Source organism: Streptomyces sp. DSM 40868, assembly GCF_011820545.1.
GTDB classification, from domain to species: Bacteria; Actinomycetota; Actinomycetes; order Streptomycetales; family Streptomycetaceae; genus Streptomyces; species Streptomyces eurythermus.
This window is the reverse complement of record NZ_CP050504.1, coordinates 7616086-7641639: the sequence shown is the minus strand read 5'-3', so window position 1 is coordinate 7641639 and position 25554 is coordinate 7616086. Positions and strand designations below refer to the sequence as shown.

At 75.1% G+C, this 25554-nt stretch carries 20 protein-coding genes; 9 read left to right on the top strand and 11 right to left on the bottom strand.

The genetic code is table 11. The features are described 5' to 3' along the window. Positions 1-17: 17 nt before the first annotated feature. The 3 genes from HB370_RS34505 to HB370_RS34495 all read right to left on the bottom strand — a co-directional run bounded on the left by HB370_RS34505 (position 18) and on the right by HB370_RS34495 (position 3574). Positions 18-1013, bottom strand: a complete 996-nt coding sequence (locus tag HB370_RS34505; RefSeq protein ID WP_030786682.1) for a xanthine dehydrogenase family protein subunit M — start codon at positions 1011-1013, stop codon at positions 18-20. Continuing rightward, positions 1010-1540: a 2Fe-2S iron-sulfur cluster-binding protein gene (locus HB370_RS34500; RefSeq protein ID WP_030786685.1), complete on the bottom strand. Its 531-nt coding sequence runs from the start codon at positions 1538-1540 to the stop codon at positions 1010-1012. The genes HB370_RS34505 and HB370_RS34500 overlap by 4 nt, the downstream gene beginning before the upstream one ends. Before the next feature lie 141 nt (positions 1541-1681). Continuing rightward, on the bottom strand, positions 1682-3574 hold the full coding sequence (locus tag HB370_RS34495) for an ABC transporter ATP-binding protein (protein ID WP_037702299.1): 1893 nt from the start codon (positions 3572-3574) through the stop codon (positions 1682-1684). 96 nt (positions 3575-3670) lie between these two features. Here HB370_RS34495 and HB370_RS34490 point away from each other — a divergent pair, with 96 nt between their 5' ends. Continuing rightward, complete coding sequence (locus HB370_RS34490; protein ID WP_030786691.1) at positions 3671-4609, top strand: lysylphosphatidylglycerol synthase transmembrane domain-containing protein; 939 nt, start codon at positions 3671-3673, stop codon at positions 4607-4609. Positions 4610-4630: 21 nt separating this feature from the next. On the opposite strand, the gene HB370_RS34485 is transcribed toward HB370_RS34490, so the two are convergent. Genes HB370_RS34485 through HB370_RS34475 form a run of 3 tightly spaced genes read right to left on the bottom strand, consistent with a single transcriptional unit; the run spans position 4631 to position 8690 of the window. Next, positions 4631-5863, bottom strand: a complete 1233-nt coding sequence (locus HB370_RS34485; RefSeq protein WP_030786694.1) for an FAD-dependent oxidoreductase — start codon at positions 5861-5863, stop codon at positions 4631-4633. Next, a complete protein-coding gene (locus HB370_RS34480) occupies positions 5860-7263 on the bottom strand; it encodes an FAD-dependent oxidoreductase (protein WP_030786697.1) in 1404 nt (467 codons plus the stop codon). The genes HB370_RS34485 and HB370_RS34480 overlap by 4 nt, the downstream gene beginning before the upstream one ends. Then, positions 7260-8690: an FGGY family carbohydrate kinase gene (locus tag HB370_RS34475; RefSeq protein WP_030786699.1), complete on the bottom strand. Its 1431-nt coding sequence runs from the start codon at positions 8688-8690 to the stop codon at positions 7260-7262. The genes HB370_RS34480 and HB370_RS34475 overlap by 4 nt, the downstream gene beginning before the upstream one ends. A 332-nt stretch (positions 8691-9022) precedes the next feature. Here HB370_RS34475 and HB370_RS34470 point away from each other — a divergent pair, with 332 nt between their 5' ends. From HB370_RS34470 to HB370_RS34445, 6 genes are all read left to right on the top strand, one after another. After that, positions 9023-10009, top strand: a complete 987-nt coding sequence (locus HB370_RS34470) for a hypothetical protein (protein WP_030786702.1) — start codon at positions 9023-9025, stop codon at positions 10007-10009. 108 nt (positions 10010-10117) lie between these two features. Then, the gene (locus tag HB370_RS34465) at positions 10118-11653 is read left to right on the top strand and encodes an amino acid permease (RefSeq protein ID WP_051815915.1); all 1536 of its coding nucleotides are present in this window, start codon (positions 10118-10120) and stop codon (positions 11651-11653) included. Positions 11654-11841: 188 nt separating this feature from the next. Beyond that, positions 11842-12933 (top strand): mechanosensitive ion channel family protein, encoded by a 1092-nt coding sequence (locus HB370_RS34460; RefSeq protein WP_030786707.1) that lies wholly within the window; start codon positions 11842-11844, stop codon positions 12931-12933. A gap of 873 nt (positions 12934-13806) precedes the next feature. After that, a complete protein-coding gene (locus HB370_RS34455) occupies positions 13807-14238 on the top strand; it encodes a DUF4186 domain-containing protein (protein WP_030786709.1) in 432 nt (143 codons plus the stop codon). A 37-nt stretch (positions 14239-14275) separates the two neighbouring features. Next, positions 14276-16495 (top strand): NADP-dependent isocitrate dehydrogenase, encoded by a 2220-nt coding sequence (locus tag HB370_RS34450; protein WP_030786712.1) that lies wholly within the window; start codon positions 14276-14278, stop codon positions 16493-16495. A 110-nt stretch (positions 16496-16605) separates the two neighbouring features. Further along, positions 16606-17397 carry an N-formylglutamate amidohydrolase gene (locus HB370_RS34445; protein WP_030786715.1) on the top strand — a complete coding sequence of 264 codons (792 nt, stop codon included), beginning with the start codon at positions 16606-16608 and terminating at the stop codon, positions 17395-17397. Between the two features lie 64 nt (positions 17398-17461). Here the strand turns inward: HB370_RS34445 and HB370_RS34440 are convergent, their stop codons facing one another. The 3 genes from HB370_RS34440 to HB370_RS34430 are packed head-to-tail and all read right to left on the bottom strand — an operon-like array spanning position 17462 to position 19991. After that, the gene (locus tag HB370_RS34440; protein ID WP_244406068.1) at positions 17462-17914 is read right to left on the bottom strand and encodes a hypothetical protein; all 453 of its coding nucleotides are present in this window, start codon (positions 17912-17914) and stop codon (positions 17462-17464) included. Between the two features lie 14 nt (positions 17915-17928). Next, on the bottom strand, positions 17929-18504 hold the full coding sequence (locus tag HB370_RS34435) for a sigma-70 family RNA polymerase sigma factor (RefSeq protein WP_030786721.1): 576 nt from the start codon (positions 18502-18504) through the stop codon (positions 17929-17931). 59 nt (positions 18505-18563) lie between these two features. Beyond that, a complete protein-coding gene (locus HB370_RS34430; RefSeq protein WP_030786725.1) occupies positions 18564-19991 on the bottom strand; it encodes a S8/S53 family peptidase in 1428 nt (475 codons plus the stop codon). 77 nt (positions 19992-20068) lie between these two features. On the opposite strand from HB370_RS34430, the gene HB370_RS34425 reads away from it, so the two are divergent. Both HB370_RS34425 and HB370_RS34420 read left to right on the top strand, forming a co-directional pair. Beyond that, positions 20069-22681 carry a CHAT domain-containing tetratricopeptide repeat protein gene (locus HB370_RS34425; RefSeq protein WP_244405746.1) on the top strand — a complete coding sequence of 871 codons (2613 nt, stop codon included), beginning with the start codon at positions 20069-20071 and terminating at the stop codon, positions 22679-22681. Positions 22682-22793: 112 nt separating this feature from the next. Beyond that, a complete protein-coding gene (locus HB370_RS34420) occupies positions 22794-23066 on the top strand; it encodes a hypothetical protein (RefSeq protein WP_030786730.1) in 273 nt (90 codons plus the stop codon). Here the strand turns inward: HB370_RS34420 and HB370_RS34415 are convergent. Both HB370_RS34415 and HB370_RS42165 read right to left on the bottom strand, forming a co-directional pair. After that, a complete protein-coding gene (locus tag HB370_RS34415) occupies positions 23010-23453 on the bottom strand; it encodes an RHS repeat-associated core domain-containing protein (protein ID WP_348273512.1) in 444 nt (147 codons plus the stop codon). The genes HB370_RS34420 and HB370_RS34415 overlap by 57 nt on opposite strands. Before the next feature lie 119 nt (positions 23454-23572). After that, the gene (locus HB370_RS42165) at positions 23573-25531 is read right to left on the bottom strand and encodes a LuxR C-terminal-related transcriptional regulator (protein WP_030786733.1); all 1959 of its coding nucleotides are present in this window, start codon (positions 25529-25531) and stop codon (positions 23573-23575) included. Positions 25532-25554 lie beyond the last annotated feature (23 nt).

The following is a 25554-nucleotide window of genomic DNA, read 5'->3' as shown; positions in this document are numbered from 1 at the left end:
GGTCCTCCTGGGTCGGCTCAGGCCGTCGCGGTGGCCGGGGCGAGACGGTTCAGGACGTCCAGGGCGAGGTTGCGGGCGAGGGACACCTTGTAGGCGTTGTCCCGCAGGGGCTCGGCGTGCGCGAGTTCGAGGGCGACGGCTCCTTCGAAGGCGTCCGGTGTGGCGGGGGCGCCGAGCAGGGCGAGTTCGGTGTGCCGGGCCCGCCAGGGGCGGTGGGCGAGCCCGCCGAAGGCGATGCCGACCTGGTCGACGATCCCGTCCGCGACGCGCAGCGCGACGGCGACGGAGGCGAGGGCGAAGGCGTACGACGCCCGGTCCCGGGCCTTGCGGTAGGCGGAGGGCACGCCGGCGGTGGCGGCCGGGAGCAGCACGGCGGTGATCAGTTCGCCGGGGCGGATCCAGGTGTCGCGTTCGGGGTGTTCGCCGGGCAGCCGGTGGAAGTCGGCCACGGGCAGCCGGCGGGTGCCCTCGGGGCCGTACAGCTCCACCTGGGCGTCGAGGGCGGCGAGGGCGACGGCCATGTCGGAGGGGTGGGTGGCGATGCACTGCGCGGAGTGGCCGAGGACGGCGTGGTCGCGGTGGACGCCGTCGCGGGCGCCGCAGCCGCTGCCCGGTTCCCGCTTGTTGCAGGGCTTGCCCAGGTCCTGGAAGTAGGGGCAGCGGGTGCGCTGGAGGAGGTTGCCGCCGGTGGTGGCGGCGTTGCGCAGCTGGGCGGAGGCGCCCGAGAGGAGGGCCTGGGACAGGGCGGGCCAGCGGTCGCGCACGCGCGGGTCGGCGGCGAGGTCGCTGTTGCGGACGGTGGCGCCGGCGCGCAGCGAGCCGTCGGGCAGTTCCTCGATGGTGTCCAGCGGCAGCCGGCCCACGTCGATGAGGACGGTGGGTTGTTCCACGCCGAGTTTGACCAGGTCGACCAGGTTGGTGCCGCCGGCCAGGTAGCGGGCGCCGGGGTGGGCGGCGTATGCCTCGGCGGCCTCCTGGAGGGTGCCGGGGCGCAGGTATCCGAAACCGTTCACTCGATCACGTCCTCGATCGCCTCGACGATGCGGGGGTAGGCGCCGCAGCGGCAGATGTTGCCGCTCATCCGCTCGCGGATCTCGGTCCGGTCCAGCGGGACGGGCCGGCCGGAGGGGGCGGCGGGGTCGGTGACGTGGGAGGGGTGGCCGGCCGCGGCCTCGGCGAGCAGGCCCACGGCGGAGCAGAGCTGGCCGGGGGTGCAGTAGCCGCACTGGAAGGCGTCGCGGTCCAGGAAGGCCCGCTGGAGCGGGTGCGGTTCCTCGCCGTCGCCGCCGAGGCCCTCGACGGTGGTGATCTCGCTGCCGTCGAGGGTGACCGCGAGCAGCAGACAGCTGTTGACGCGGCGGCCGTCGGCCAGCACGGTGCAGGCGCCGCACTGGCCGTGGTCGCAGCCCTTCTTGGAGCCGGTGAGCTCCAGGTCCTCACGCAGGAGGTCCAGCAGGACGCGCCGGTTGTCGACGCGCAGGGTGTGGGGTTTGCCGTTGACCCGGAGGGTGACCTCGGAGTGGTGGGGTGCGCTGGTCATGGGCGGGGATGACCTTCCGGACGGACGATGCTGCCATTCCCACCGCGTATCCAGTCGCCCCCGCCTCACACGTCCCGCCGCGTATCCGGTCACCCCCGCCTCACGGGTACCGGCACCCGTCCGGCGCGGTGCCGGTACCGCTCAGCCGGCCGGCGGTGCCATCGCCGCCGTCGGTTCGCCGCGGGTCGCGAACTGGGTGCGGTGCAGCTCGGCGTAGCGTCCTCCCGCCGCCAGCAGCTCGTCGTGGGTGCCGCGTTCCACGATGCGGCCGGACTCCACGACCAGGATCTGGTCGGCGGCGCGGACGGTGGACAGACGGTGGGCGATGACCACGGCGGTACGGCCCTGAAGCGCCTCGGCGAGCGCCTCCTGCACGGCCGCCTCGGAGGTGTTGTCCAGGTGGGCGGTGGCCTCGTCCAGGATGACCACGCGCTGGCGGGCCAGCAGCAGCCGGGCGATGGTCATGCGCTGGCGTTCGCCGCCGGAGAGCCGGTAGCCGCGCTCGCCGACGACCGTGTCCAGGCCGTCGGGCAGGGAGCGTACGACGTCGGTGAGCCGGGCCCGGCCGAGGGCGTCCCACAGCTCCTCGTCGGTGGCGTCGGGGCGGGCGAGCAGCAGGTTGGCGCGGACGGTGTCGTGGAAGAGGTGGCCGTCCTGGGTGACCATGCCGAGGGTGGCGCGCAGCGAGGCGGAGGTGAGGTCGCGGACGTCGACCCCGCCGATACGGACCGCGCCGGCGTCGACGTCGTACAGGCGCGGCAGCAGCTGGGCGATGGTGGACTTGCCGGCGCCGGAGGAGCCGACGAGGGCGACGGTCTGACCGGGTTCGGCGCGGAAGGAGATGCCGTGCAGCACCTCGGTGCCGCCGCGGGTGTCGAGCGCGGCGACCTCCTCCAGGGAGGCGAGGGAGACCTGGTCGGCGGCCGGGTAGGCGAAGCGGACGTCGTCGAACTCGACGGCGACCGGGCCCTCGGGGACCTCGCGGGCGTCCGGCTTCTCCTCGATGAGGGGCCTCAGGTCCAGCACCTCGAAGACCCGCTCGAAGCTGACGAGCGCGCTCATCACCTCGACCCGGGCCCCGGCGAGCGCGGTCAGCGGGGCGTACAGCCGGGTCAGCAGCAGGGCGAGGGAGACGACCGCGCCGGGCTCCAGGGTGCCGTGCAGGGCGAACCAGCCGCCGAGGCCGTAGACGAGGGCCAGGGCGAGGGCGGAGACCAGGGTGAGGGAGGTGATGAAGACGGACTGGGCGGTGGCGGTGCGGACGCCGATGTCCCGGACCCGGGCGGCGCGGGCGGCGAACTCCGCGGACTCCTCCTCCGGGCGGCCGAACAGCTTGACCAGGGTGGCGCCGGGGGCGGAGAACCGCTCGGTCATCCGGGTGCCCATGGCCGCGTTCAGGGCCGCCGCCTCCCGCTGCATCCGGGCCATCCGGCTGCCCATGCGGCGGGCGGGCAGCACGAACACCGGCAGCAGCATCAGCGCGAGCAGGGTGATCTGCCAGGACAGGGTCAGCATGACGGCGAGCGTGAGCAGCAGCGTGACGAGGTTGCTGACGACGCCGGACAGGGTGTTGGCGAAGGCCCGCTGGGCGCCGATCACGTCGTTGTTGAGCCGGCTGACCAGCGCTCCCGTACGGGTACGTGTGAAGAACGCGACAGGCATGCGCTGCACATGATCGAACACAGCCGTTCTGAGGTCGAGGATGAGTCCCTCCCCGAGCGTCGCCGACAGGCGCCGGCCGAGGATGCCGAGCCCCGCCTCGGCGAGCGCGACGAGCGCGATGAGCAGGGAGAGCCGGATCACTCGGGCGGAGTCGTGCCCCGCCACGATCGCGTCGACGACGCGTCCGGCGAGCACGGGGGTGGCGACGGCGAGCAGCGCGGTCACCACCCCGATCAGTACGAACCGGGCGATGCCGGCGCGGTGCGGGCGGGCGAAGGCGGCGATCCGGCGCAGCGTGGCGCGGGCGAACGGGCGACGCTGGGACTGCGCGTTCATCACGCTGTGCAGCTGCGTCCAGGCGGTGGTCTCCATGCTCATGCCGACGACGGTAGGACCTCAAGCTTCGTTGAGGTCAAGGTCGGCGGTTTTTCACCCGGGGTTCGGACGGCGCGGCCATCCTCGGGTGCCGTGACGATCCCCCGCCGCGTCCCCGTCCGCCGGGTGCTGTGCCTGGTGCCGCTCGCGCTGGTCGCCGTGGCCGCCGTACGGCACCGCGCCCTGCTCGCCGAGGGCTTCGGCCAGTTGCGCACCGCGTCCTGGCCGTGGCTGCTCGTCGCGGCCGGCGTCACCTGTCTGACCTGGGTGGCCGCGGCCGTCACCCGGCAGGGCGCGGTGGTGCAGCCGCTGCCGAAGGGCCGGCTGCTGGCCACCCAGTTCGCGGCGGGCGCCGCCAACCACCTGCTGCCCACGGGGCTCGGCGCGGGCGCCGTGAACCTGCGCTTCATGACCGTGTGCGGGGTGCCGCTCGCCCGGTCCTCGGCCGCGCTCGCCCTGTATCTGCTGGCCGAGTCCGTGGGCCGGCTCGGTCTGCTGGCCGCGCTGCTGATCGCCTTCCCGGGCGCGCTGCGGCCCGGGGCGCTGCTGCCGGACCACCCGGCGCCGGTGCTGCCGGTCGCCGCGGGCCTGCTGCTCCTGGCGGCCGCCGGCCTGGCCCTGGTACGGCCGCTGCGCGCGCGGGTCCGGTCCTTCGTGCGGGAGGCCCTGGGCGAGGCGCGGTCGGTGCACGCCCGGCCCGCCCGGGCGCTGGCGCTGTGGGGCGGCTCGCTGGCCTTCCCCGCGCTCCAGGCGGCCGGGCTGGCCGCGGTCGGCCGGGCGCTGGGACTGCCGGTGCCGCCCGCCCACACGGCGCTCGCCTATCTCGCGGCGACGGTCGCGGTGGCCCTGGTGCCCACGCCCGGCGGGCTCGGTTCCGTGGAGGCGGCGCTGATCGTGGCCCTGGTCGCGGTGGGCGGCCCGGCCGCGGTGGCCACGGCGGTGGTCCTGGCCTACCGGATCATCACCGTGTGGCTGCCGCTGCTGCCGGGGGCGGTGACGCTGGGGGCGCTGGTGCGGCTGAAGGTCATCTGAGGCGCCCGCGGCCCGCCGCGCTCAGCCGGTGCTCACCCGTACCGGTCCGCCCCCGGGGTCGACGCGGTCGTGCCAGCGGGCGGTGAGGGTCAGGGTGTGGTGCGCGAGGGCGGCTCGGGGGACGGGCCGGGCGCGGTGCAGGAGGCGGCCGTCCTGGTGGACGTACAGGACCGGGCGGGGCGGCGGGGTGCCGGTGCGCAGGAGGTGGCGGTCCGGCCGGGCCCCGGGGGTGACGCGGTTCGGGGTGATCCAGCGCAGCGGCGCGGACACCAGGACGGGCACCCCGGGGTCCGGCCAGGGCGCGCCCGCCAGGTGGTCCAGGACCGCGCGGGCCGCCCGGGCGCCCTCCAGGGCCGCGGTGCGGGCGGGCTCCACGGCGTGCAGCAGGTCGCCGGCGGCGAAGACACCGGGGCGCGAGGTGTGCCAGGTGCCGTCGGTCGCGGGGCCGCGGGTGCCGGGGTCGAGGACGAGACCGCCGCGCCGGGCCAGTTCGTGGTCGGGTACGAAGTCGCCGGTGAAGACCACGGTGTCGCAGGGCAGGACCGCCGTACGGCCGTCGCGGTGGCGGACCCGGACGCCGGACAGCCGTCCGCGGCCGAGGAGTTCGGTGACCGTGGCGGAGGTCAGCAGGGGGATGCCGTGGTACAGCCGGGCCGCCTGGGCGCGGGCGCGGCCGGTGTGGGCCCGCGGGTCTTCCGTGACCAGGGCGACCACCTCGGTGCCGGCAGCGCGCAGGGTGCCGGCCGCCGCGTAGGAGACGTCCTCGGCGCCGACGACGACCGCGCGGGTGCCGATGTGCTGCCCGAACAGGTGGACGGCCCGCTGGAGTTCGCCGGTGGTGTAGACGCCGGCGGGGCGGGTGCCGGGCACCAGTCGGGCGGCGCGGGGGCGTTCGCGGGCGCCGGTGGCGAGGACGACCGCCCGGGCCCGGACGGTCTCCGGGCCGCCGGGGCCGACGGTGGTGAGCACGGGTCCCCTGGGTGCCCAGTCCAGTGCCGTCACCCCGGTGCGCAGGGTGGCGCCGGCCTGGTCGGCGGCCTCGGTGAGCAGCCGGGCGTAGCGGGGGCCGGTGAGCGGGCGGGTCGGGGTGCCGAAGCCGCGGTGGGCGCTGTGCCGGGGCACGCCGCCGGGTTCGGGCTCGCGCTCCAGCACCTCCACCCGCCCGGCGCCGGCCGCGGCCAGCCGTGCGGCGGCGGTGAGCCCGGCGGGACCGGCGCCGACGACGAGGACGTCCACGTGCCGCACGGCGGTCATGACCCCGTTCCCCGTTCGAACAGCTCGCGGACCGCCGCCCCGCAGTAGAAGCCCTGGCAGCGGCCGGCCCCGGCGCGGGTGCGGCGGCGCAGGCCCTGCAGGCCGCGCGGCGGGATCGTACTGGCGAGGGCGTCGCGGATCTCGCCCCGGGAGACGCGCTCGCAGTGGCAGACCAGCATGCCGTACTCGGGGTCGGCGGCGACCAGGTCGGCCCGCCGGCAGGGCCGGGTGGAGGTCTCGCCGAGGTCGGGCAGGGTCACCGACCCGGGTTCGCGTACCGGGCCGGGGTCGAGCCCGGCGCCGGCCAGCAGCCCGGTGACGTGGGCGGCGATGGCCATCGAGGCGGTCAGTCCGGTGGAGCGGATGCCTCCGACGGTGACGTACGCCTGCCCGGGGTGGGCGGTGATGCGGTAGTCCTCGTGCCCGGTGGCCGCGCGCAGCCCGGCGTAGACGGCGGTGACCTCCTCCTCCACCAGGGCGGGGAGGATGCGCCGTCCCTTCTCCCGCAGGGCGGCAAGGCCCTCGGCGGTGGATTCGGTGGCGTGCTTGTCGTGCAGGTCCTCGGCGGTGGGGCCGAGCAGGACGTTGCCGTGGACGGTGGGCGCGACCAGGACGCCCTTGCCGAGGGCGGTCGGCACGGGCAGCAGGATGTGCCGCACCAGGGGGCGGGCGAACGTGTCGTAGACCAGGAGCTGGCCGCGGCGCGGGGTGACGGTGAAGTCGTCGTGGCCGAGGGCGCGGTCCAGGGAGTCGGCGTGCAGTCCGGCCGCGTTGACCAGGTGGCGGGCGTACAGGGTGCCCCGGCTGGTGGTCAGCCGGTGTCCGCCGTCCCAGGCCACGTCCCGCACGGCGGTGTTCAGGTGCAGGTCGGTGCCGGCGCGGACCGCCTGGGTGGCGTAGGCCAGGGTGGTCGTCCAGGGGCAGATGACGCTCTCGCCGGGGACGTGCAGGGCGCCGAGCGCGCCGGGGCCGAGGTGCGGTTCGCGGGTGTACAGCTCCTCGGGGCCGAGCAGGGCGGTGTCGTGGCAGCCGTTGTCCTCGGCCTTCCGGGCCAGCCGGGGCAGGGCGGCGAGCTGCTCCCCGTCCCAGGCGACCAGCAGGGCGCCGACCCGTTCGACGGGGATGCCGCTCCGGGCGGCGTAGGCGCCGAGCAGGGTGTGGCCCTCGCGGACCAGCCGGGCCTCCAGGGTGCCCGGGGTGGCGTCGAAACCGGTGTGCAGGATCGCGGTGTTGGCCTTGGAGGTGCCCTGGCCGACGTCGTCCTGGGCCTCGACGAGGGCGACGCGCAGCCGGGGGTGGCGGGCGAGTTCGCGGGCGATGGCGCAGCCGACCACGCCGGCTCCGACGATCGCCACGTCGTACGGCGTCCGCGGGAGCGGTCCGGTCGCGGTGACGGTCACGGGCCGAGGAGGGCGGCGACGGCGGCGCGGAACCGGTCGCGGCGTTCGGCGGCCTGGCCGGCCGGGATGCGGGGCTCGTACACGGCGGCTGGCTTCCCGTCGGGCAGGGCGTCCTCGACGCGCAGCCCGGGATCCGCGCCGAGGCGGGCGAGGGCGGCGGCGCCGAGCGCGGTGGCGTCGGGCAGCGCGGACACCTCGACCGGGCGTTGCAGCAGGTCGGCCTGGGTCTGCATGAGCAGCGCGGAGCGGGTGAGGCCGCCGTCGACGCGGAGCGTGTCCAGCGGGGCGCCCAGTTCGCCGGCGGCGGCCTCGGCCAGCTCGGCGACCTGGGCGGCGATGCCCTCGCACAGGGCGCGCACCAGGTGCCCGGCGGTGGTGTCGAGGCCGAGGCCGGTGAGCGAGCCGCGCAGGTCGCCGCGCCACCAGGGGGCGGCGAGCCCGGCGAGGGCGGGGACGAAGGTGACCCCGCCGCTGTCGGGGACGCTGCCGCCGACGGGGTCGAGGTCGGCGGCGGAGGAGAGGACGCCGAGGCCGGTGAGCCAGCGGACCGCGGAGGCGGCCGTGTAGACCTGGCCGTCCAGGCAGTAGCCGGTCTCCCCGGCGAGCCGCCAGGCCACGCAGGAGACCAGGCCGGACGCGCCGCGCCGGGGCCGGTCCCCGGTGTGCGCGAGCAGGAACGCGCCGGTGCCGTAGGTGCACTTGGCGGTGCCGGGGCCGGTGATCCGCTGGGCGAACAGGGCGGCCTGCTGGTCCACGATCAGGGCGGTGAGCGGGATCTCGGGGCCGAACGCGGTGGTGGTGCCGACGGGTTGGGCGTTGTCGGTGATCTCGGGCAGGCGTTCGCCGGTCAGGCCGAAGAGGTCCAGGGCGCGCGGGGACCACTCGGTGCGGTCCAGGTCGAGCAGCTGGGTGCGGCCGGCGGTGGCGGCGTCGGTGGCGAGGGCGCCGGTGAGGCGGTGCACCAGCCAGGCGTCCGAGGTGGTGACGACGCCGTCGCGGGTGAGGTGGCGGCGGACCCAGGCCATCTTGGGCGCGGCGAAGTACGGATCGAGGGGCAGCCCGGTCAGCTGCCGCAACTCCTCGGCATGGCCGGAGAGTTCCGCGCAGAGGGTGTCGGCGCGCCGGTCCTGCCAGACCAGGGCGTCGGTGAGCGGGCGGCCGGTGTCCGGGTCCCAGGCGAGGACGGTCTCGCCCTGGTTGGCGAGGCCGAGGGCGACGACGTCCTCGCCGGCCTCGGCGAGCGCGCGCCGGCCGGCCTCGACCACCGAGTCGTACAGCTCGCCCGGGTCCGCCTCGACCAGGCCGCCGGGCAGGTGGCGGGGGCGCACCTCGGCGAAACCGGTGCCGAGGACGCCGCGTTCGGGGCAGACGACGAGCGCCTTGGTGCCGGACGTGCCCTGGTCGACGGCGAGCACCGGCCCCGTCATCGCGCGTCCTCCGCTCCGGCCCTGAAGACCACTGCCCCGGCCCTGAGGACCACTGCTCCGGCCCTGAAGATCACCGCGCCAGCCTGCCGTCGCGCGGGCCCGGCGTCAAGCTCTTCCGGCCGGGGCGCGGCCCGTCCTCGCCGGTGGCCGGACGCGGCACCGGCCGCCTACCGCCGAGTAGGCCAACTCCCATACCTGGTGGTTGACTTGGCAACAATGGATAGGGAGAACGGTCACCTCTATAGTGACCGCCGACCACGCGAGACCACTGCTTCACCGCCCAGGGGAGGGCCGTTGCTACGTCAGGTGCGCCTGCGGCCGGGGGGCGGCTGATGGCCAGGGACGGAGCCCGCCCCTCCTACGACCCCGCCGGCCCCGATCACGCGCTGCGGGCCGCGCTCCAGGAGCTGCGCACCGGCCGCTGGATGGCCATGCGCACCCTGCTGGCGGAGACCGCCGAATGGCCGCGCTGGACCCAGCGCACCCAGGTCCTGGCGACGGCCGCGGCCGGCACCGACGTGGTGCGGGCCTGGCTCGCCGAGGAGCCGGACAGCGCCCACGCGACGGTGATGCTCGCCCGGGTCGGCGTGGAGCGGGCGCTGCGGGCCCGGCGGGAACGGCACCGGCGCACCCACGAGTTGTGGATCGAGGCGTGGGACGCGGCCCAGACGGCCACCGTGGCCGCGCCCCGGGACCCGGTGCCCTGGGTGTGTCTGCTGGCCCTGGCCCAGCTCGACCCGGAGCAGCGCTGGGAGGAGCACCGGGCCGCCCCGCCGGAGCCGATGCTGCCGCCGGGCCCCTGGGGGCTGCTGGCCGAGGCGGACCGGCGCGACCCGTTCAACCGCGAGGCCCACCACCGGATGCTGCAGTTCCTGTACGTGCGCGGCGGGTCGGGGCGGCTCACCGAGGCGTCCGGGTACGCGCAGTGGGCGGCGGCCCAGGCACCGCCCGGCTCGGCGCTGCACCTGCTGCCGCTGTACGTACGGGTGGAGCGGTACCGCCGGGACAGCGGGCAGGACGCGGCGCTGGACCTGCACTGGGTGGTGGAGGAGGCGGCCCGGGAGGCGCGGTGGGCGCTGGAGTGCTGGTTCGACCGGACGCTGCCCGGGGAGCGCGCGCTGCCGGACCTCAACCATCTGGCCCACGCGCTGTGGGGTTCCCTCCGGTTCCGGGACGGGGCGCGGGTGTTCGAGGCGATCGGCCCCTACTTCACCCCGCCGCCGTGGATGTACCGCACCCGGGACCGGGAGCGCGCGGTGGAGGTCTTCACACAGGCCCGGGACCGCTGCCGGGCCGCCGCCGAGGGCGCCGGTCCCTGAACGCCGGGGGCCGCCGCCGGGCCGCCGCCGAGGGCGCCGGTCCCCGAACACCGGGTAGCGGCAGTCAGTTCGACACCGTTCGGCAACCACGATCCGGAGGTCTCCCGCGTGTCACCCACCCCCGATCCCTCGCCCGTGCCCTCCCCCGGGCTGCCGCAGCAGGACGAGGAGCAGCGCCTGCGCGAACTCGGCTACCGGCCGGTGCTGGCCCGCCGGATGGGCGGCTTCGGCAACTTCGCGATCAGCTTCTCGGTGATCTCGATCCTGTCCGGCTGCATGACCCTGTACGGCTTCGGGCTGAACACCGGCGGCCCGGCCGTGATGCTGTGGGGCTGGGCGGGCGTGGGCCTGTTCGTGCTGTGCGTCGGCCTCGCGCTCGCCGAGGTGACCAGCGCCTATCCGACCTCCGGCGCCCTGTACTACATGGCCGACCGGCTCGGCGGCCGGCGCTGGGGCTGGTACACCGGCTGGCTGAACCTGCTCGGCCTGCTCGGCGCGATCGCCGGCATCGACTACGGCGCGGCCCTGTTCGCCGGGGCGTTCGCCAACCTCCAGTGGGGCTTCACGCCGACGCCCGGCACGACCATGCTGATCTTCTGCGTCATCCTGCTGCTGCACGCGGTGCTGAACCTGTTCGGCGTGCGTCTGGTCAGCCTGCTGAACTCGGTCAGCGTGTGGTGGCACCTGGCGGGCGTGGCGCTGATCGTGGGGGCACTGGTGATCGTCCCGGACCGGCACCGCTCGGCGTCCTTCGTGTTCACCGAGTTCGTCAACGAGACCGGCTGGGACAACCAGGTGTACGTGGCGGCGATCGGCCTGCTGCTCGCGCAGTACACCTTCTCCGGGTACGACGCCTCCGCCCATCTGTCGGAGGAGACCTCGCACGCCTCGGTGGCCGCCGCCCGGGGCATCGTCCGCGCCATCTGGGTGTCCTGGCTCGCGGGCTTCGTACTGCTGGCCGGACTGACCTTCGCCATCCAGGACTACGACGCCACGCGCACCACGGACACCGGGGTGCCGCCCGCGCAGATCATGCTGGACGGTCTCGGCACCGACGGCGCCAGCGCCCTGCTGCTCGTCGTGATCGTCGCCCAGCTGTTCTGCGGGAACGCCGAGGTCGCCGCGGCCAGCCGGATGGTGTTCGCCTTCAGCCGGGACGGCGCGCTGCCCGGCTCGCACCTGTGGCGCAAGGTGAGCGGACGCACCCAGACCCCGGTCGCCGCCGTGTGGCTGTCGGTGAGCGTGGCCTGCGTGCTCGCGCTGCCGTCGCTGTACTCGGCGACGGCGTACAACGCGGTGACCGCCATCAACGTCATCGGCATCACCCCCGCCTACGCCATCCCCGTCCTGCTGCGGCTGCGCGCGGGCGACCGCTTCCGGCCGGGGCCGTGGCACCTGGGCCGCTGGAGCAGACCGGTGGGGTGGATCGCGGTCGGGTGGGTGGCGTGCGTGACCGTCCTGTTCTGTCTGCCGCAGGCGTCACCGGTCACGGTGGGCACGATGAACTACGCCTCCGTCGCCCTCGCCGTGGTGCTGGTCCTCGCCACCGTCTGGTGGTTCGTCGCCCGCCGGTCGTACGGCACGCCCTCGGCCGCCTACGGCAGCGGCCGGGACCAGGCGGATTTCGCGGAGGGCATCGTCTGAGCCGCGGTGCGGCGGGCACCGCTCCCGGTACGAACCGACGTGCGCGATGCGGCAGGATGAACGAACGCGCCGGAGCCCGGAGTTCCGCCGGCCGGCGCGGTCGCACATCCCGGACATCGAGCAGGTGACAACGTGACGAGACTTCACAACCGGCCTCCCGCAGCCGCCGAGCGCCCCGGAGGTGACCGGTGAACCGCGCGCTGACCCTGGACGACCTCGTCCTCGCCGGAATCGCCCTGGCGGCGGGCCTGACCCTCGCCTTCATGTCCCGCACCCTGCTGCGCTGGCTGGCCAAGCACGCCAAGCGGACCCGCTGGAGCGGGGACGACGTCATCGTGGACGCGCTGCGCTCGGTCGTGCCGTGGGCGGCCATCGCGGGCGGCGCGGCGGCGGCGACGGCCGTGCTGCCGCTGACCGGAACCGTCCAGCACCACATCGACGAGGTGCTCCAGGTCTGGGTGATCGCCGTGGTGACCTTCTCCGCGGCCCGGGTCGTCGCCGGCCTGGTCCGCTCGGTCACCCAGTCCCGCTCGGGGGTGGCGGGCTCGGCGACGATCTTCGTCAACATCACCCGGGTGCTGGTGCTGGCCATCGGCTTCCTCATCGTCCTGCAGACGCTCGGCATCTCCATAGCGCCACTGCTCACCGCCCTGGGCGTGGGCGGTCTGGCCGTCGCGCTGGCCCTGCAGGACACGCTCGCCAACCTCTTCGCGGGCATCCACATCCTCGCCTCCAAGACCGTGCAGCCCGGCGACTACATCCGGCTGAGCAGCGGCGAGGAGGGCTACGTCGTCGACATCAACTGGCGTCAGACGACGGTCCGCCAGCTCTCCAACAACCTCGTGGTCATCCCCAACGGCCAGCTCGCCAAGGCCAACATGACCAACTACACCCGGCCCGAACAGGAGCTGACCGTGCTGGTGCAGGTCGGGGTGAGCTACGACTCCGACCTGGAGCACGTGGAGCGGGTGACGGCCGAGGTGGTCACGGAGGTGATGCGGGACGTCACCGGCGCCGTCCCCGACCACGAGCCCGCGATCCGCTTCCACACCTTCGGCGACTCGCGGATCGGCTTCACGGTGATCCTCGGCGTGGGCGAGTTCAGCGACCAGTACCGGATCAAGCACGAGTTCATCAAGCGCCTCCACCGCCGCTACCGCGCCGAGGGCATCCGCATCCCGGCCCCCACCCGCACGGTGGCCCTCCAGCAGGGTTCGGTGACCATCCCACAGCAGCGCAGCGGCGAGGACGCGGTGTCGGGGGTTCCGGGCGCGGAGTAGGCGGGGGTAGCGGGTTCACGGGGGGGCCGAGCGGGGTGCGCGGGGAGCCGGGTGGGGGTGCGGAGGCCGGGCGGAGGGCCGTAGAGGCGCCGGGTGGAGGACCGTACAGGCGCCGGGTGGAGGACCGTACAGGCACCGGGTACGGAGGCCCCTCGGGGCGCCGGCCGGAAGCGGCCCTGGGGGCGGGCTGGAGGGGTCCCTGGCGTGGGCCGGGGCCCGAGGCCCGGTCGGCGGAACGGAAGGGCGCAGGGCGGGACCGAGGCTGCCCGGCGCCCGCAACGGGCCGAGGCGGAACGCCGCCGGCACAAGGCCGACGGCCACAGCGGCCCGAGTGGAAGGCCGAGGCCATAGAGGCCGGGGCCGAAGGCCGCAGAAGGGCGGGGGAAGGACCCGGGGCCCGGGTGACAGGCCGGCGGAAGCCGAGGACGGGGGGCCGCAGCAGACCGGGCGGAGAGGCGCACGGCCCCGCTAGGACCCCGCCGGGGGCCCGCGCGGAAGGGCCCGGGGCCGGGGTGGACGGCCGCTGGGGGCCAAGGGGGAGGCCGCAGCAGGCCGGGCGGAGAGGTCCAGGGACCCGCTGGGAGACCGAGCGGTGAGGCGCACGGCCCCTGCTGGGACGCCGCCGGAAGCCAGGACGGAAGGTCCCGGGCCCCGGGGTGGGCGGCCCCTGGCGACCAAGGCCGAAAGCCCGCAGCAGACCGAGCGAAGAAGGACACGTCCCCGCCGGAAAGCCAAGGCGGAAGGTCCCGGGCCCCGGGGTGGACGGCCTCTGCGAGCCACGGTGAGAGGCCGCCGAAAGGCCGGGCCCGAGGGCACCGGGGGCGGGGCGGAGCGCCGGGGGCCGAGGCCGCAGGGGTCGTATGCTCGGAAGGCGTGGCTTCTCCCGCTTTCGACCCCCGTGCGCTCGACCGGCGGCTGGACGCGCTCGCGCGGCAGCCGTTCCGGGCCCGGTTCCACCTGCGCGGGCGGGAACTCGCGACCGCCCGGCTGAAGGGGCCGGCGACCCTGCGGTGGCACGCCTACGACCTGATCGCCCGGCGGCTGGCACCGGCCCGGCCGTACAAGGACGGCAGACAGACCCCCTACCGCGGCCACCCGGTCTTCGTGGCCCAGCACGCGACCGCCACCTGCTGCCGCGGCTGCCTGGAGCGCCGGCACGGCATCCCCCGGGGCCGCGAGCTGACCCGAACCGAACACGTGTACGTGGTGGACGTGATCTGCCGCTGGATCGAGCGGGAGACGGCGGGTCACGGAATTCCCGGGCCGGACCCCTGTCGAGCGGAGGGCGATCACGAGATATCTTGATGTCGAGCAATGTTGCAGACGTGGAGCGGAGCACCCGGTGACTGACTCGACCATCATCTACACCTACACAGACGAGGCCCCGGCCCTGGCGACGCATTCGTTCCTGCCGGTGATCCAGGCGTACGCCTCGCAGGCCGGTGTGCCCGTGGAGACCCGCGACATCTCGCTGGCCGGGCGCATCATCGCCGTCTTCCCGGAGTACCTGAACGAGGACCAGCGCATCCCGGACGCGCTGACCGAGCTGGGCGAGCTGGCCAAGACCCCGGCGGCCAACATCATCAAGCTGCCGAACATCTCGGCGTCCATCCCGCAGCTGAAGGCCGCCGTCGCCGAGCTCCAGGGCAAGGGCTACGCGCTGCCGGACTACCCGGACGACCCGAAGACCGACGAGGAGCGCGAGATCCGCGCCCGCTACGACAAGGTCAAGGGCTCCGCCGTCAACCCGGTGCTGCGTGAGGGCAACTCCGACCGCCGTGCCCCGGCCTCGGTGAAGAACTACGCCAAGACCCACCCGCACCGCATGGGCGCCTGGACCCCCGAGTCCAAGACCAACGTCGCGACCATGGGCGAGAACGACTTCCGCTCCACCGAGAAGTCCGTCGTCATCGCCGAGGACGGCACGCTGAGGATCGAGCTGGTCGCCGAGGACGGCACCACCACCGTCCTGAAGGACTCCGTACCGGTCCTGAAGGACGAGGTCGTCGACGCCTCCGTCCTGCGCGTCGCCGAGCTGAACAAGTTCCTCGCCGCGCAGGTCGCCCGCGCCAAGGAGGAGGGCGTCCTGTTCTCCGTGCACCTGAAGGCCACGATGATGAAGGTCTCCGACCCGATCATCTTCGGTCACGTGGTGCGCGCGTTCTTCCCGAAGACCTTCGCGAAGTACGGCGATACCCTCAAGGCGGCCGGCCTCACCCCGAACGACGGCCTCGGCGGCATCCTCAAGGGCCTGGAGAACCTGCCCGAGGGCGCCGAGATCAAGGCATCCTTCGACGCCGAGATCGCCGAGGGCCCGGCCCTGGCCATGGTCGACTCCGACAAGGGCATCACCAACCTGCACGTGCCCTCGGACGTCATCATCGACGCCTCCATGCCGGCGATGATCCGCACCTCCGGCCACATGTGGGGCGCCGACGGCCAGGAGCACGACGCCCTCGCCGTCATCCCGGACTCCTCCTACGCCGGTGTCTACCAGGCCGTCATCGACGACTGCCGGGCCAACGGCGCCTACGACCCGTCCACCATGGGCTCGGTCCCGAACGTCGGCCTGATGGCGCAGAAGGCCGAGGAGTACGGCTCCCACGACAAGACCTTCGAGATCCCGGCCGCGGGCACCGTCCGCCTGGTCGACCAGGCCGGCGACGTCCTGATCGAGCAGCCGGTCGCGCAGGGCGACATCTTCCGCGCCTGCCAGACCAAGGACGCCCCGATCCGCGACTGGGTCAAGCTGGCCGTCACCCGCGCCCGCGCCACCGGCGACCCGGCGGTGTTCTGGCTCGACGAGAACCGCGCGCACGACGCCAACCTGATCGCCAAGGTCAAGCAGTACCTGCCGGAGCACGACACCGAGGGCCTGGACATCCGGATCCTGTCCCCGGTGGAGGCCACCAAGCTGTCGGTGGAGCGCATCCGCCGCGGCGAGAACACCATCTCCGTCACCGGCAACGTGCTGCGTGACTACCTGACCGACCTCTTCCCCATCCTGGAGCTGGGCACCAGCGCCAAGATGCTGTCGGTCGTCCCGCTGATGGCGGGCGGCGGCCTGTTCGAGACCGGTGCCGGCGGCTCCGCGCCCAAGCACGTCCAGCAGCTGGTCAAGGAGAACTACCTGCGCTGGGACTCGCTCGGCGAGTTCTTCGCGCTGGTGCCGTCCTTCGAGCAGTACGCGGCGGCCACCGGCAACACCCGCGCCAAGGTCCTCGCCGACACCCTGGACCGCGCCACGGCGACCTTCCTGAACGAGGACAAGTCCCCGACCCGGCGGGTGGGCGGCATCGACAACCGCGGCAGCCACTTCTACCTGTCCCTGTACTGGGCGCAGGAGCTGGCGCAGCAGACCGAGGACGCCGGTCTCGCCAAGGCGTTCGCGCCGCTCGCCGAGGCCCTGGCCGCGAACGAGCAGAAGATCGTGGACGAGCTGAACGCCGTCCAGGGCCGGCCGGCCGAGATCGGCGGCTACTACCAGGTGGACAAGGCCAAGGCGGACGCGGTCATGCGCCCGTCGGCCACCTGGAACGAGGTCCTGGCGTCCCTGAGCTGACCCCCGCGACACCCTGAGACCGCGCCCCGGACGGCACCGCCCGTCCGGGGCGCGGTCCGTTGTCGGTGGCGTGTGGCACCGTGATCACGCACGATGCCACCGACACGCCCCTGGAGCAGCCCGTGACCTCCTTCGACCTCCTGCCCGGCGCCCCGGAGTCGCCCGTGCTGCTGCACGTGCCGCACTCCTCGCGGGTGATACCGGACGACGTGCGCGCCGGGATCGTGCTGGACGACGAGGGGCTGGAGCGGGAGCTGGACCACATCACGGACGCGCACACCGCCGAGCTGGCCGAGCGGGCCGCCGCGCTCGCCGGGACCCGGCCCTGGCGGTTCGTCAACCGGCTGTCCCGGCTGGTGGTGGACCCGGAGCGGTTCCCGGACGAGCGGGAGGAGATGGCGGCCGTCGGAATGGGCGCCGTGTACACGCGGACCACGCACCGGGCCGGACTGCGGCCCGCGGACACCGACCCGGAGCCGCTGCTGGCCCGGTATTTCCGGCCGTACGCGCGGGCCATGACCGAGGCGGTGGCCGGCCGGCTGGCCGCGACCGGGCGCGCCGTGATCATCGACGTGCACTCGTACCCCACCGAGCCGCTCCCCTACGAGCTGCACGGCACCGGCCCGCGCCCGCCGGTGTGCCTGGGCACGGACGCCTTCCACACCCCGCCCGCCCTGACCGAGGCCGCTCGCGAGGCGTTCGCCGGCTGCGGGGAGACGGGACTGGACAGCCCGTTCGCCGGGACGTACGTACCGCTGGACTTCTACGGCACGGACGCCCGGGTCGGCGCGCTGATGGTGGAGATCCGCCGGGACACGTACATGACGGAGCCGGGCGGCCCGGCCGGACCCGGCCTGGACCGCCTGGCCACGGCCCTGGCGAGGCTGGTCGACACGGTGTGACGGTGTGGCCGACGGCGGCGGCACGGACCCCGGCCCGAAGGCACCGGCCCGCGCCGCTGCCGTGTCACGCCCGCAGCCACTCCGTCACGATCACCTCCGCGCCGGTGCGCAGGCGCAGGGCGAACGGGCCGGTGGGCGGCGGGCCGCCGGTGAACCGGCCGAGGGGGTCGGCGGTGAGCGGGCGGACGTGCCCCGGGCCGCCGAGGAGTTCGATCCGCGCCGACTGCGGCGGCAGCAGCTGGCCGATCAGCCCGTCCCCGGTGACCTCCACGTCCACGGTCACCTCGCCCGCCCGGAAGGTGAGCATGCGCGGTGGGTCCATGGCGCCCCGGACCGGCAGGGCGTCCACGAGCGAGTCGAAGGTCAGCTCGGCGAGCCGGGCGTCCAGGTCGTGCAGCGCGAACGCGTCCAGGGCCGACTGGAGCAGCTCGGCCGGGACCGGGTCCAGCACGGCGGCGGCCTGCCGCAGCTCCTCCTCCAGCAGCCCGTCCGCGAGCGCGTCCGGTCCCTCGGGCATCTCCTCGTCCCCGTTCACAGCGCACCTCGCGCGTCCATCCGGGCCCGCAGCCGGCGCAGACAGCGCTGGCGCAGCGGGCCGATGCTGCCGACCGCGATGCCGAGCGCGGCCGAGATCTCCCCGTAGCTGGGCGGCGGCGAGGCCATCAGCACGCGCAGCAGCTGCCGGCAGCGCTCGCCCAGTCCGTCCAGTTCCTGCCACAGCCGGCGGACCCGCTCGGCCCGGTCCGCCGCCTCCTCCGAGTCGATCAGCGACTCCTCCGGGGTGCGCTCGTCGCTGGCCCGGTCCAGCACCCGCGGATCGTCGGTCAGGGTCAGCCGGGCCAGGCCCTTGAGCACCTTCAGGCACTCGTGCCGGGCCGTACTGGCCAGCCAGGCACCGGCCTTGTCGGGCTCCCGGATGCGGCCGAGGTGCTGGGCGAAGCGGAACCACACGGTCTGGAAGACCTCGTGCCCGTCGGCCTCCGAGAGCCGGTGCGCGCGCACCACCGACCACACCAGCGGGCTCAGCCCTTCCACCAGCGCCTTCCAGGCCGCGGCGTCCCCGTCGACGGCGGACCGGACCAACGCGCCGACCTCTGTTCGGTCCACGGCTCCATCCCTTGTGTACGGCACGCCATCGTACGCCGTGCGGGGAAGGGTCCCGGCGCTCATACCGGCAGCGCCGGGATCGCGGCCGGTACGGGGCGCCAGGTGGGCGGGCGGAGCGCCGGAGCGCGCGCCCCGCGTACCTCGGCGCGGTCCGCGGCGGCCGCCAGCAGCGCGGCGCCGGCCGCCCGCGGGTCGCGTTCCCGGTACCGCGTCATCCGGTCGGCGACGAGCCCCGCGACCACCGGGGTGGCGAACGAGGTGCCGCTCCACTGCGCCGGACCCTCGAACATCACCTGGTCCGGCTTCCCGCCCGTGCTCGCCAGGCCCTCGCTCAACACGCCGGTGTGCGGCGGGTACTGGCAGGTGCACGCGTACTCGTCGGGGCCGAACCGGCAGGAGTCGTAGGTGGAGTGCTGGTAGACGTACGGCACCGGGACCCGGAAGCCGGTGAGGGCGCTGGTGAGGCGCTCGCCGGGGGCGTAGGCCCGTACCCAGGGGCCGTGGTTGCTGAAGCAGGCCCCGCCCTCGCCGTCCGCGCGCAGCGCCCCGACCGACAGCACGCTGCCGGCGTACTCGGGCAGCCCGGCGTAGGCGGCGGGCCAGAACGGGGTGGCGCTGCCGTTGTTGCCGGCCGCGGCCACCAGCAGGGTGCGCTGGTCGCGCAGTTCCCGCATGAACGCGTCCAGTCCGATCAGGCCGTCGGCGTCCTCGCTGGGCGTGCCGGCCGACAGGCTGATGATGTCCGGCCAGCCGTCCCGGTCGACCGCCTCGAACAGCAGGGCGCCGAACTCCGACTCCAGCACGGCGCCCGCGTCGCTGAGCGTTCCCCGCACGGTGATGTCGGTGTTGGGCGCGACGGCGGCGAGGATCCCGGCGATGAACGTGCCGTGGCCGACGTACTGGCGCAGCACGCCGTCGGCGTCGGTCTCGGCGCGCTGGGCGTCTCCGGTGGTGTGGGCGAGCAGCGGACAGCACCGGTGGTCGTGCACCAGGCCGGTGTCGACCACGAGGACGCCGACCGCGGTGGCCGGGTCGTAACGGCCTTCGGCGGCGGCCGGGTTGGCGGATTCGGTCCGCGGGACGGGCACCGGCTCGTCGCCGGGGCAGGCGTTCACCGCGATGTGCATGACGTGGTTGCGTCCGGCCAGCCGGCGGCCCCGCCGGTCCTCGGCCTGCCGGACGGCGTGCAGGGCGTGCGGCACGGTGTCCTCGCCGTCGGCCGGGTCGCCGACCCGGATCCGGGTCACGCCGGTGCGGCCCGTCTGCGGGCCCTCGCGGCGTACGTGGTCGGGGACGAGGCCCTGGGTCTCGGTGAAGTGGGTGCGCACGGCGTCCTCGACGAACGGGGCCTCCTCGCCGTCCCGGACGAGGACGACCCCCTTCTCGTACAGGAAGCCCGCCGAGTCGTCCGGCCCCATGGTCAGCGGGACGTCGGGCAGGGCGCGCTGGATGTGCTGGAACTGCTCGTGGAAACGCTGTGGTGCCACGTGATGTCCTCCCCCGTAGACGGTGCTGCGACAGTTGAGAGTCGCCGGACCGCCGTCTGATACAGCCGGCTACTACCATGCGAGACGTGACAGCGGGAAGCGAGGCGATTCTCGAACTGCTGCCCATGGTGTTCGCCGACCCGGGCGAGGCCCGGGCGCGGGCCGAACACGTGCTGCGCTCGGGTCCGTCACCGCTGCACGCGAGCGTGGCCCACCAGGTACTCGGCATCTGGCAGCGGGACTTCGGTGACCTGCGGATCGCGCTGCGGCACCTGCGGCGGGCCCGGGACCTGGCCGCGCGCGCCGAGTCGGCCGACCGGGAGGCCGACGTGCTCGCGACGCTCGGGGTCGCACTGGTGCACGCGGGGCGCACACGGCAGGGACTCGCCTCGTTCGAGCGGGGGGTGGCCCGGGGCAGCGGGCACACCCGGGCCCGGGTGCTGTACCGGCGCGCCTACGTGTGGTGGGTGCTGGGCCGGCACCGGGAGGCGCTGGAGGACGTGCGGCGGGCGCTGCCGGTGCTGCGCCAGGTCGCCGACGACATCTGGACCGCGCGGGCGCTGACCCTGCGGGCCACCGTGCACCTGGCGCTCGGCGCGGTGGACCGGGCGGTCGCCGACTTCACGGCGGCGGAGCGGCTGTGGGACACCACCGGCCAGGAGCACGACAAGGCGGACGCGGTGGAGAGCCGGGGCCTGGCCGCCTTCCGGTCCGGGGACATCCCGGCGGCGCTGCGGCTGCTGGACGAGGCCGAGGAGCGCTACGCCAAGCTGGGCACCCCCACCTACAACCTGTCGATCCGGCGCTGCGAGGTGCTGCGGGCGGCGGGGCTGGCCCCGGAGGCGCTGGCCGAGGCGGACGCGGCGATCGCGGAACTCGACCGGATCGGCGGGCAGTCCACCCGCAAGGCCGAACTGCTGCTCGCCGCCTCCTGGGCCGCCCGCTCGGCGGGGGACGCGCACACCGCCATAGCCCGCGCCGCCGTCGCCGTACGGCTGTTCGCGGCGCAGCGCCGGACCTGGTGGGAGACGCACGCGCGACTGGTGCTGATCGAGGCGCGGGTGGCGGCAGGGCGCCGGTCGGGGCGGATGGTCGCGGACGCGGCGGCGGTCGCCGAGAAGCTGGCCTCCTTCGGCTCGCCCGCCGCGCCGGAGGCCTCGCTGCTGGCCGGCCGGATCGCGCTGGCACTGGGCTGGACGGCCGACGCGGAACGGCACTTGGCGGTGGCCGCGCGCAGCCGGTACGGCGGGCCGCCGCCGGCCCGGGTGACCGGCTGGGCGGCGCCGGCGCTGCGGGCGCGGGCGGCCGGGTCCCGGCGGGGCGTGCTGGAGGCGTGCCGGCGCGGCCTGGACGTGCTGGACGACCACCGGATGACGCTGGGCGCCTCGGAGCTGCGCGCCCACGCGACCGCGCAGGGCGCCGAACTGGCCGCGCTGGCGCAGGAGGTGAGCCTCGCGCAGGGCAGTCCGCGGCGGCTGCTGGCGTGGAGCGAACGGTGGCGGGCGACCGTACTGTCCGCGCCGCCGACCCGGCCGCCGGACGATCCGGCGCTGCTGAGCGGGCTGACCGCCTACCGGGAGATCGCGGCCCGGGCGGAGGCCGCCCGGATGGAGGGCCGCCCGGTGCCGGCGCTGGAGCGCGAACAGCGGCGCCTGGAACGGGAGGTGCGCTCCCGCACCCGGCACATGGGCGGCGCCGCGGCGGGCGCCGGGTACCGCTTCGACGTGGACCGGCTGCTGGACCGGCTCGGCGACGGGCGGCTGGTGGAACTGGTCGTGGTCGACGGCCGGGTGCACGTCCTGCTGTGCGGTCAGGGCCGGGTACGGCGGTTCGCCGGCGGGTCGCTGGACCAGGCGGTGGCCGAGGCCGGGCATGTGCAGGCCGCGCTGCGGCGGCTGGCGCATCCGGGGGCCGAGGCGCGGCTGCCGCTGGTGGAGGAGGCCGGCCGGCGGCTGCAGGACCTGCTGCTGGCCGGCGCGGTGCCGCATCTGGGGGCCGGCCCGGTGGTGATCGTGCCACCGGGCGCGCTGCACCAGGTGCCGTGGGCGCTGCTGCCCGCGCTGCGCGAGCGGGTGCTCAGCGTGTCGCCGTCGGCGGGCAGTTGGCTGCGCGCGCGGGAGACGGAGCCGCCGCCCCGGGGCCGGCCGGTGCTGGTGCGCGGCCCGGGTCTGGCGACCGGCGGCGCGGAGGTGCCGGAGCTGGCCGGCCGGTACGGCACGGCGACGGTCCTGGAGGACGACGAGGCGCGGGTGCCCCGGGTGCTGGCCGAGCTGGACGGCGCGGGCCTGGCGCACCTGGCCGCGCACGGCACGTTCCGCGCCGACAGCCCCCTGTTCTCCGCGCTGCGGATGGCGGACGGGCCGCTGATCGTGCACGACTTCGAGCGCCTGGCCCGCAGCCCGTACCGGATCATCCTGTCCAGCTGCGAGACGGCGCGCCTGGCCTCGGTCGGCGCGGACGAACTGCTGGGCGTGGTCACGGCGTTGCTGCCACTGGGCACGGCCGGGGTGGTGGCGAGCAGCGCGCCGGTGAACGACGCGGCGGTGGTGCCGCTGATGCTGGCCCTGCACAAGGGCCTCGACACGGGCCTGTCCCTGGCCGAGGCCCTGCGAGACGCCCGCGCCGCCCTGCCGGGCGACGCCGTCCACCAGGCGACGGGCTGGGCCTTCGCGGCGTTCGGGGCGGCCTAGCGGTGCTTCGGTGGGACGAGTGTTGTCTGCGGGGTCTGATGCCGGACGGGACCTTGCGGGCCCTGCGGCACTTGTCCCGCGGGCTGCGCCGGGGCCGCACCGGCTCGACGACGTGCTCCTCGGACCCCATCCGCCCCGGCCCGGCCGGAGCGGCCGCCGCATCGCCGGGCTCCTCGGCCGGTCGCCCGCCGACCGCCCGGAGTCGCTGGAGGCGCTGCGCGTCCGCCTCGGCCACGGCCGGGTCCGGCGGGCGACCGCCCACGCGCTCGGCCCGCACCCCGACACCGTCGACAACCGGCTCGCCGAACGCACCGGCACCGGCCTCTCCTCACACAGGAGCACGGCAACGGCCATCGCCCCGCTGCTGCGGCAGACAGACACCTGACGCCACCTCATCGGTGTCCACGAACCGACCTGGCCCGGCCCCCTTCGCGTCACCGCTCATGATTTTCTCTGTGAGGGACGCCCAGTCGAGGGCACCCGACACATCAGGAAAGCTGAGATTTCCGGTGGGATCACTGCTGTTGACCGGATCACCTGCCGCATACAGGTAAGGGTTGCTTTCCTGGCCGCTGGGGCCGGGCTGGGTGAAGCGGCCGAGGTCGGGGTCGTAGTAGCGGGCGCCCATCTTGTACAGACCCGTCGGGTCGAGATAGGCGCTGGTGTAGCGGAAGGGCTGCTGGGTGCCGGTGTTGGTGCGCGGCTCGCCGTAGGGCCCGTAGGTGTACGTCGCGGTGCGCTTGCCTGATGTGTCGACCAGGCCGATGACCAAGTTCTGGGCGTCGGTGAGGTAGTACTGGCTGCTGCCCCAGGAGTGCGCCTACCTCCTGCCCGGCGGAACCCGGTCTGGATCGATGACGGCCTGCCGGTCGCCTCCCCGCACAGTGACTGTCACGCCGTCTCCCGGTCGGGGCCGTCCAGCAGCCAGGGCAGTGCGGTCCGGTCGCCCGTGCCGAGGCGTGTGTAGGCGCCGTACAGATGGTTGCCGACCGTCCGTACCGACAGTGTCAGCTTCTCGGCGATCTCGCGGTTGCTCAGTCCGGCCGCGGCCAGGGTGACGATCTGCCGTTGGCGGGCGGTGAGTTCGCCGAGGACCAGGCCGGCCAGCGCGGGCGTGTTCGCGCCCTGGCAGCGACCGGCCAGGGCCACGGCCCGGGTCCGGGAACGTCTCGCGGCGCTCGGATCCCGGTGCGTCCGGGCGGCCTGCGCGTACGCCTCCGCCGCGTAGAGCGTGAAGCCCCGCTCCGCCAGTGCCTCGGCGGCCCGGTCCAGCGCGGGACCGTCCGCGCGGGCGAGGGCGTCGGCGTGCCGGGCCAGCACGCTGCCGGCCGGCAGCCGTCCGGCCGCCCGGCCGGGCTGCCCGAGGCGTACGGCGGCGTAGCGGGCGTGGACGTCGTCCGGGCCGGCCGGCTCGTCCGGTCCGCCCCCGGCCAGCCGGAGTTCCCCGCGGCAGCCGTCGTCCGAGGGAGTCGACCGCAGTCCTTCCCGGGCCCAGGCCGCCGCCTCGCGCAACTCGCCGCGCAGGCGGGCGAACCGGGCGCGGGTCTCGGCGTACCGGGCGGGCAGCGGGGCGTCGTGCGCCACCAGCCACTCCCCCACCGGCGTGGGCAGCGGACGGACGTCCAGCCGCTCCATGTGCCGTACCAGGGCGTGTCGTTCGGTGTCGAGCGCCGGTCCGTACGCGGGGGCCGTCCGGCCCAGCCGGAGGGCCCGCAGCCGGCCGGCCGTGGCGCGCAGCACGGTGCCGTGCAGGGGGTGGGCGAGGGTGACCGCGCCCTGTTCGCCGACGTCGATCAGACCGTCCGCCTCCAGGCGTTCCAGGACCTCCAGCTCCACCTCGTCCAGCTCGTCCAGCGGCAGCGGCAGGGGTTCGGCGAAGGCGAGGCGGTCCAGGATGTCGCGTTCGCCGGGACCGGAGCGCTCCAGGGCGGGGGCCAGCCGCTCCCGGACCGCCGGGGTGACCGGCAACGGCCCTCGCCAGGCCCACTCGCCGGTACCGGCAACGGACTCCAGCCGCCCGGCCCCGACGAGCCCGGCGCCGACGAGCCCGGCGCCCGGGAGCTGGGCCGGCGGCTTGGACGGGGCAAGTGCCGCCCCCGCAACGGACGTCGGCACGCCGGCCCCCTCAAACGCCGCCCCCGCAACGGACATCGGCGCGCCGGACCCCGCGAACGCCGCCCCCGGAACAGGCGTCGGCGCTGCGACCCCGGTAAGTGCCGGGCTCGGCAGGAGCGTCGGCCGGGTCGCTTCGGTGAGCGCGGTGAGCAGGTCGCGCAGCAGGCGCAGGTCGCCTCGGCAGGCCTGGTGCAGCCGGCGCACGGTGAGGGGGTCCAGTGCGGCGCCGGCGAGGAGCCGGGCGGTGTCCTCGTGCGGGAGCGGGCCGAGGGGCAGCCTGGGCAGCAGTTCCCCGGTCCACAGCCGGGACACCGCGCCGGGCGCCGGTACGCCGTCCGCCGCGGCCACGATCAGCCGGGTGCGGCCGTGCACGGCCAGCTGGTGGAGCAGGGCGGCGGAGGTCTCGTCCAGCAACTGGGCGTCGTCCACGACGAGAACCCGTACGCCGGACAGCGCGCGGACCGCGCGGTGCAGCGAGACGGTGTCGGGAAGCAGATGCGCGAACGCCGCGAGCGGCAGGTCCCGGGCCTCGGGCGTGCCGGTCACCCGGGCGTGGTCCAGGCCCCGGACCGCCTCGGTGATCAGCCGGGTCTTGCCGTGGCCCGCCGGTCCGGTCACCACGATGCCCGGCCGTCCCCCGGTCAACGCGGCGCGCACCCGCTCCAGTTCCTCCGACCGGCCGGTGAACGGCCAGGGCAGCTCCAGGGTCTTCGCGTCCTGTCGGTAAGTCCTCACACCATGCTGAGCGCGGATACTCG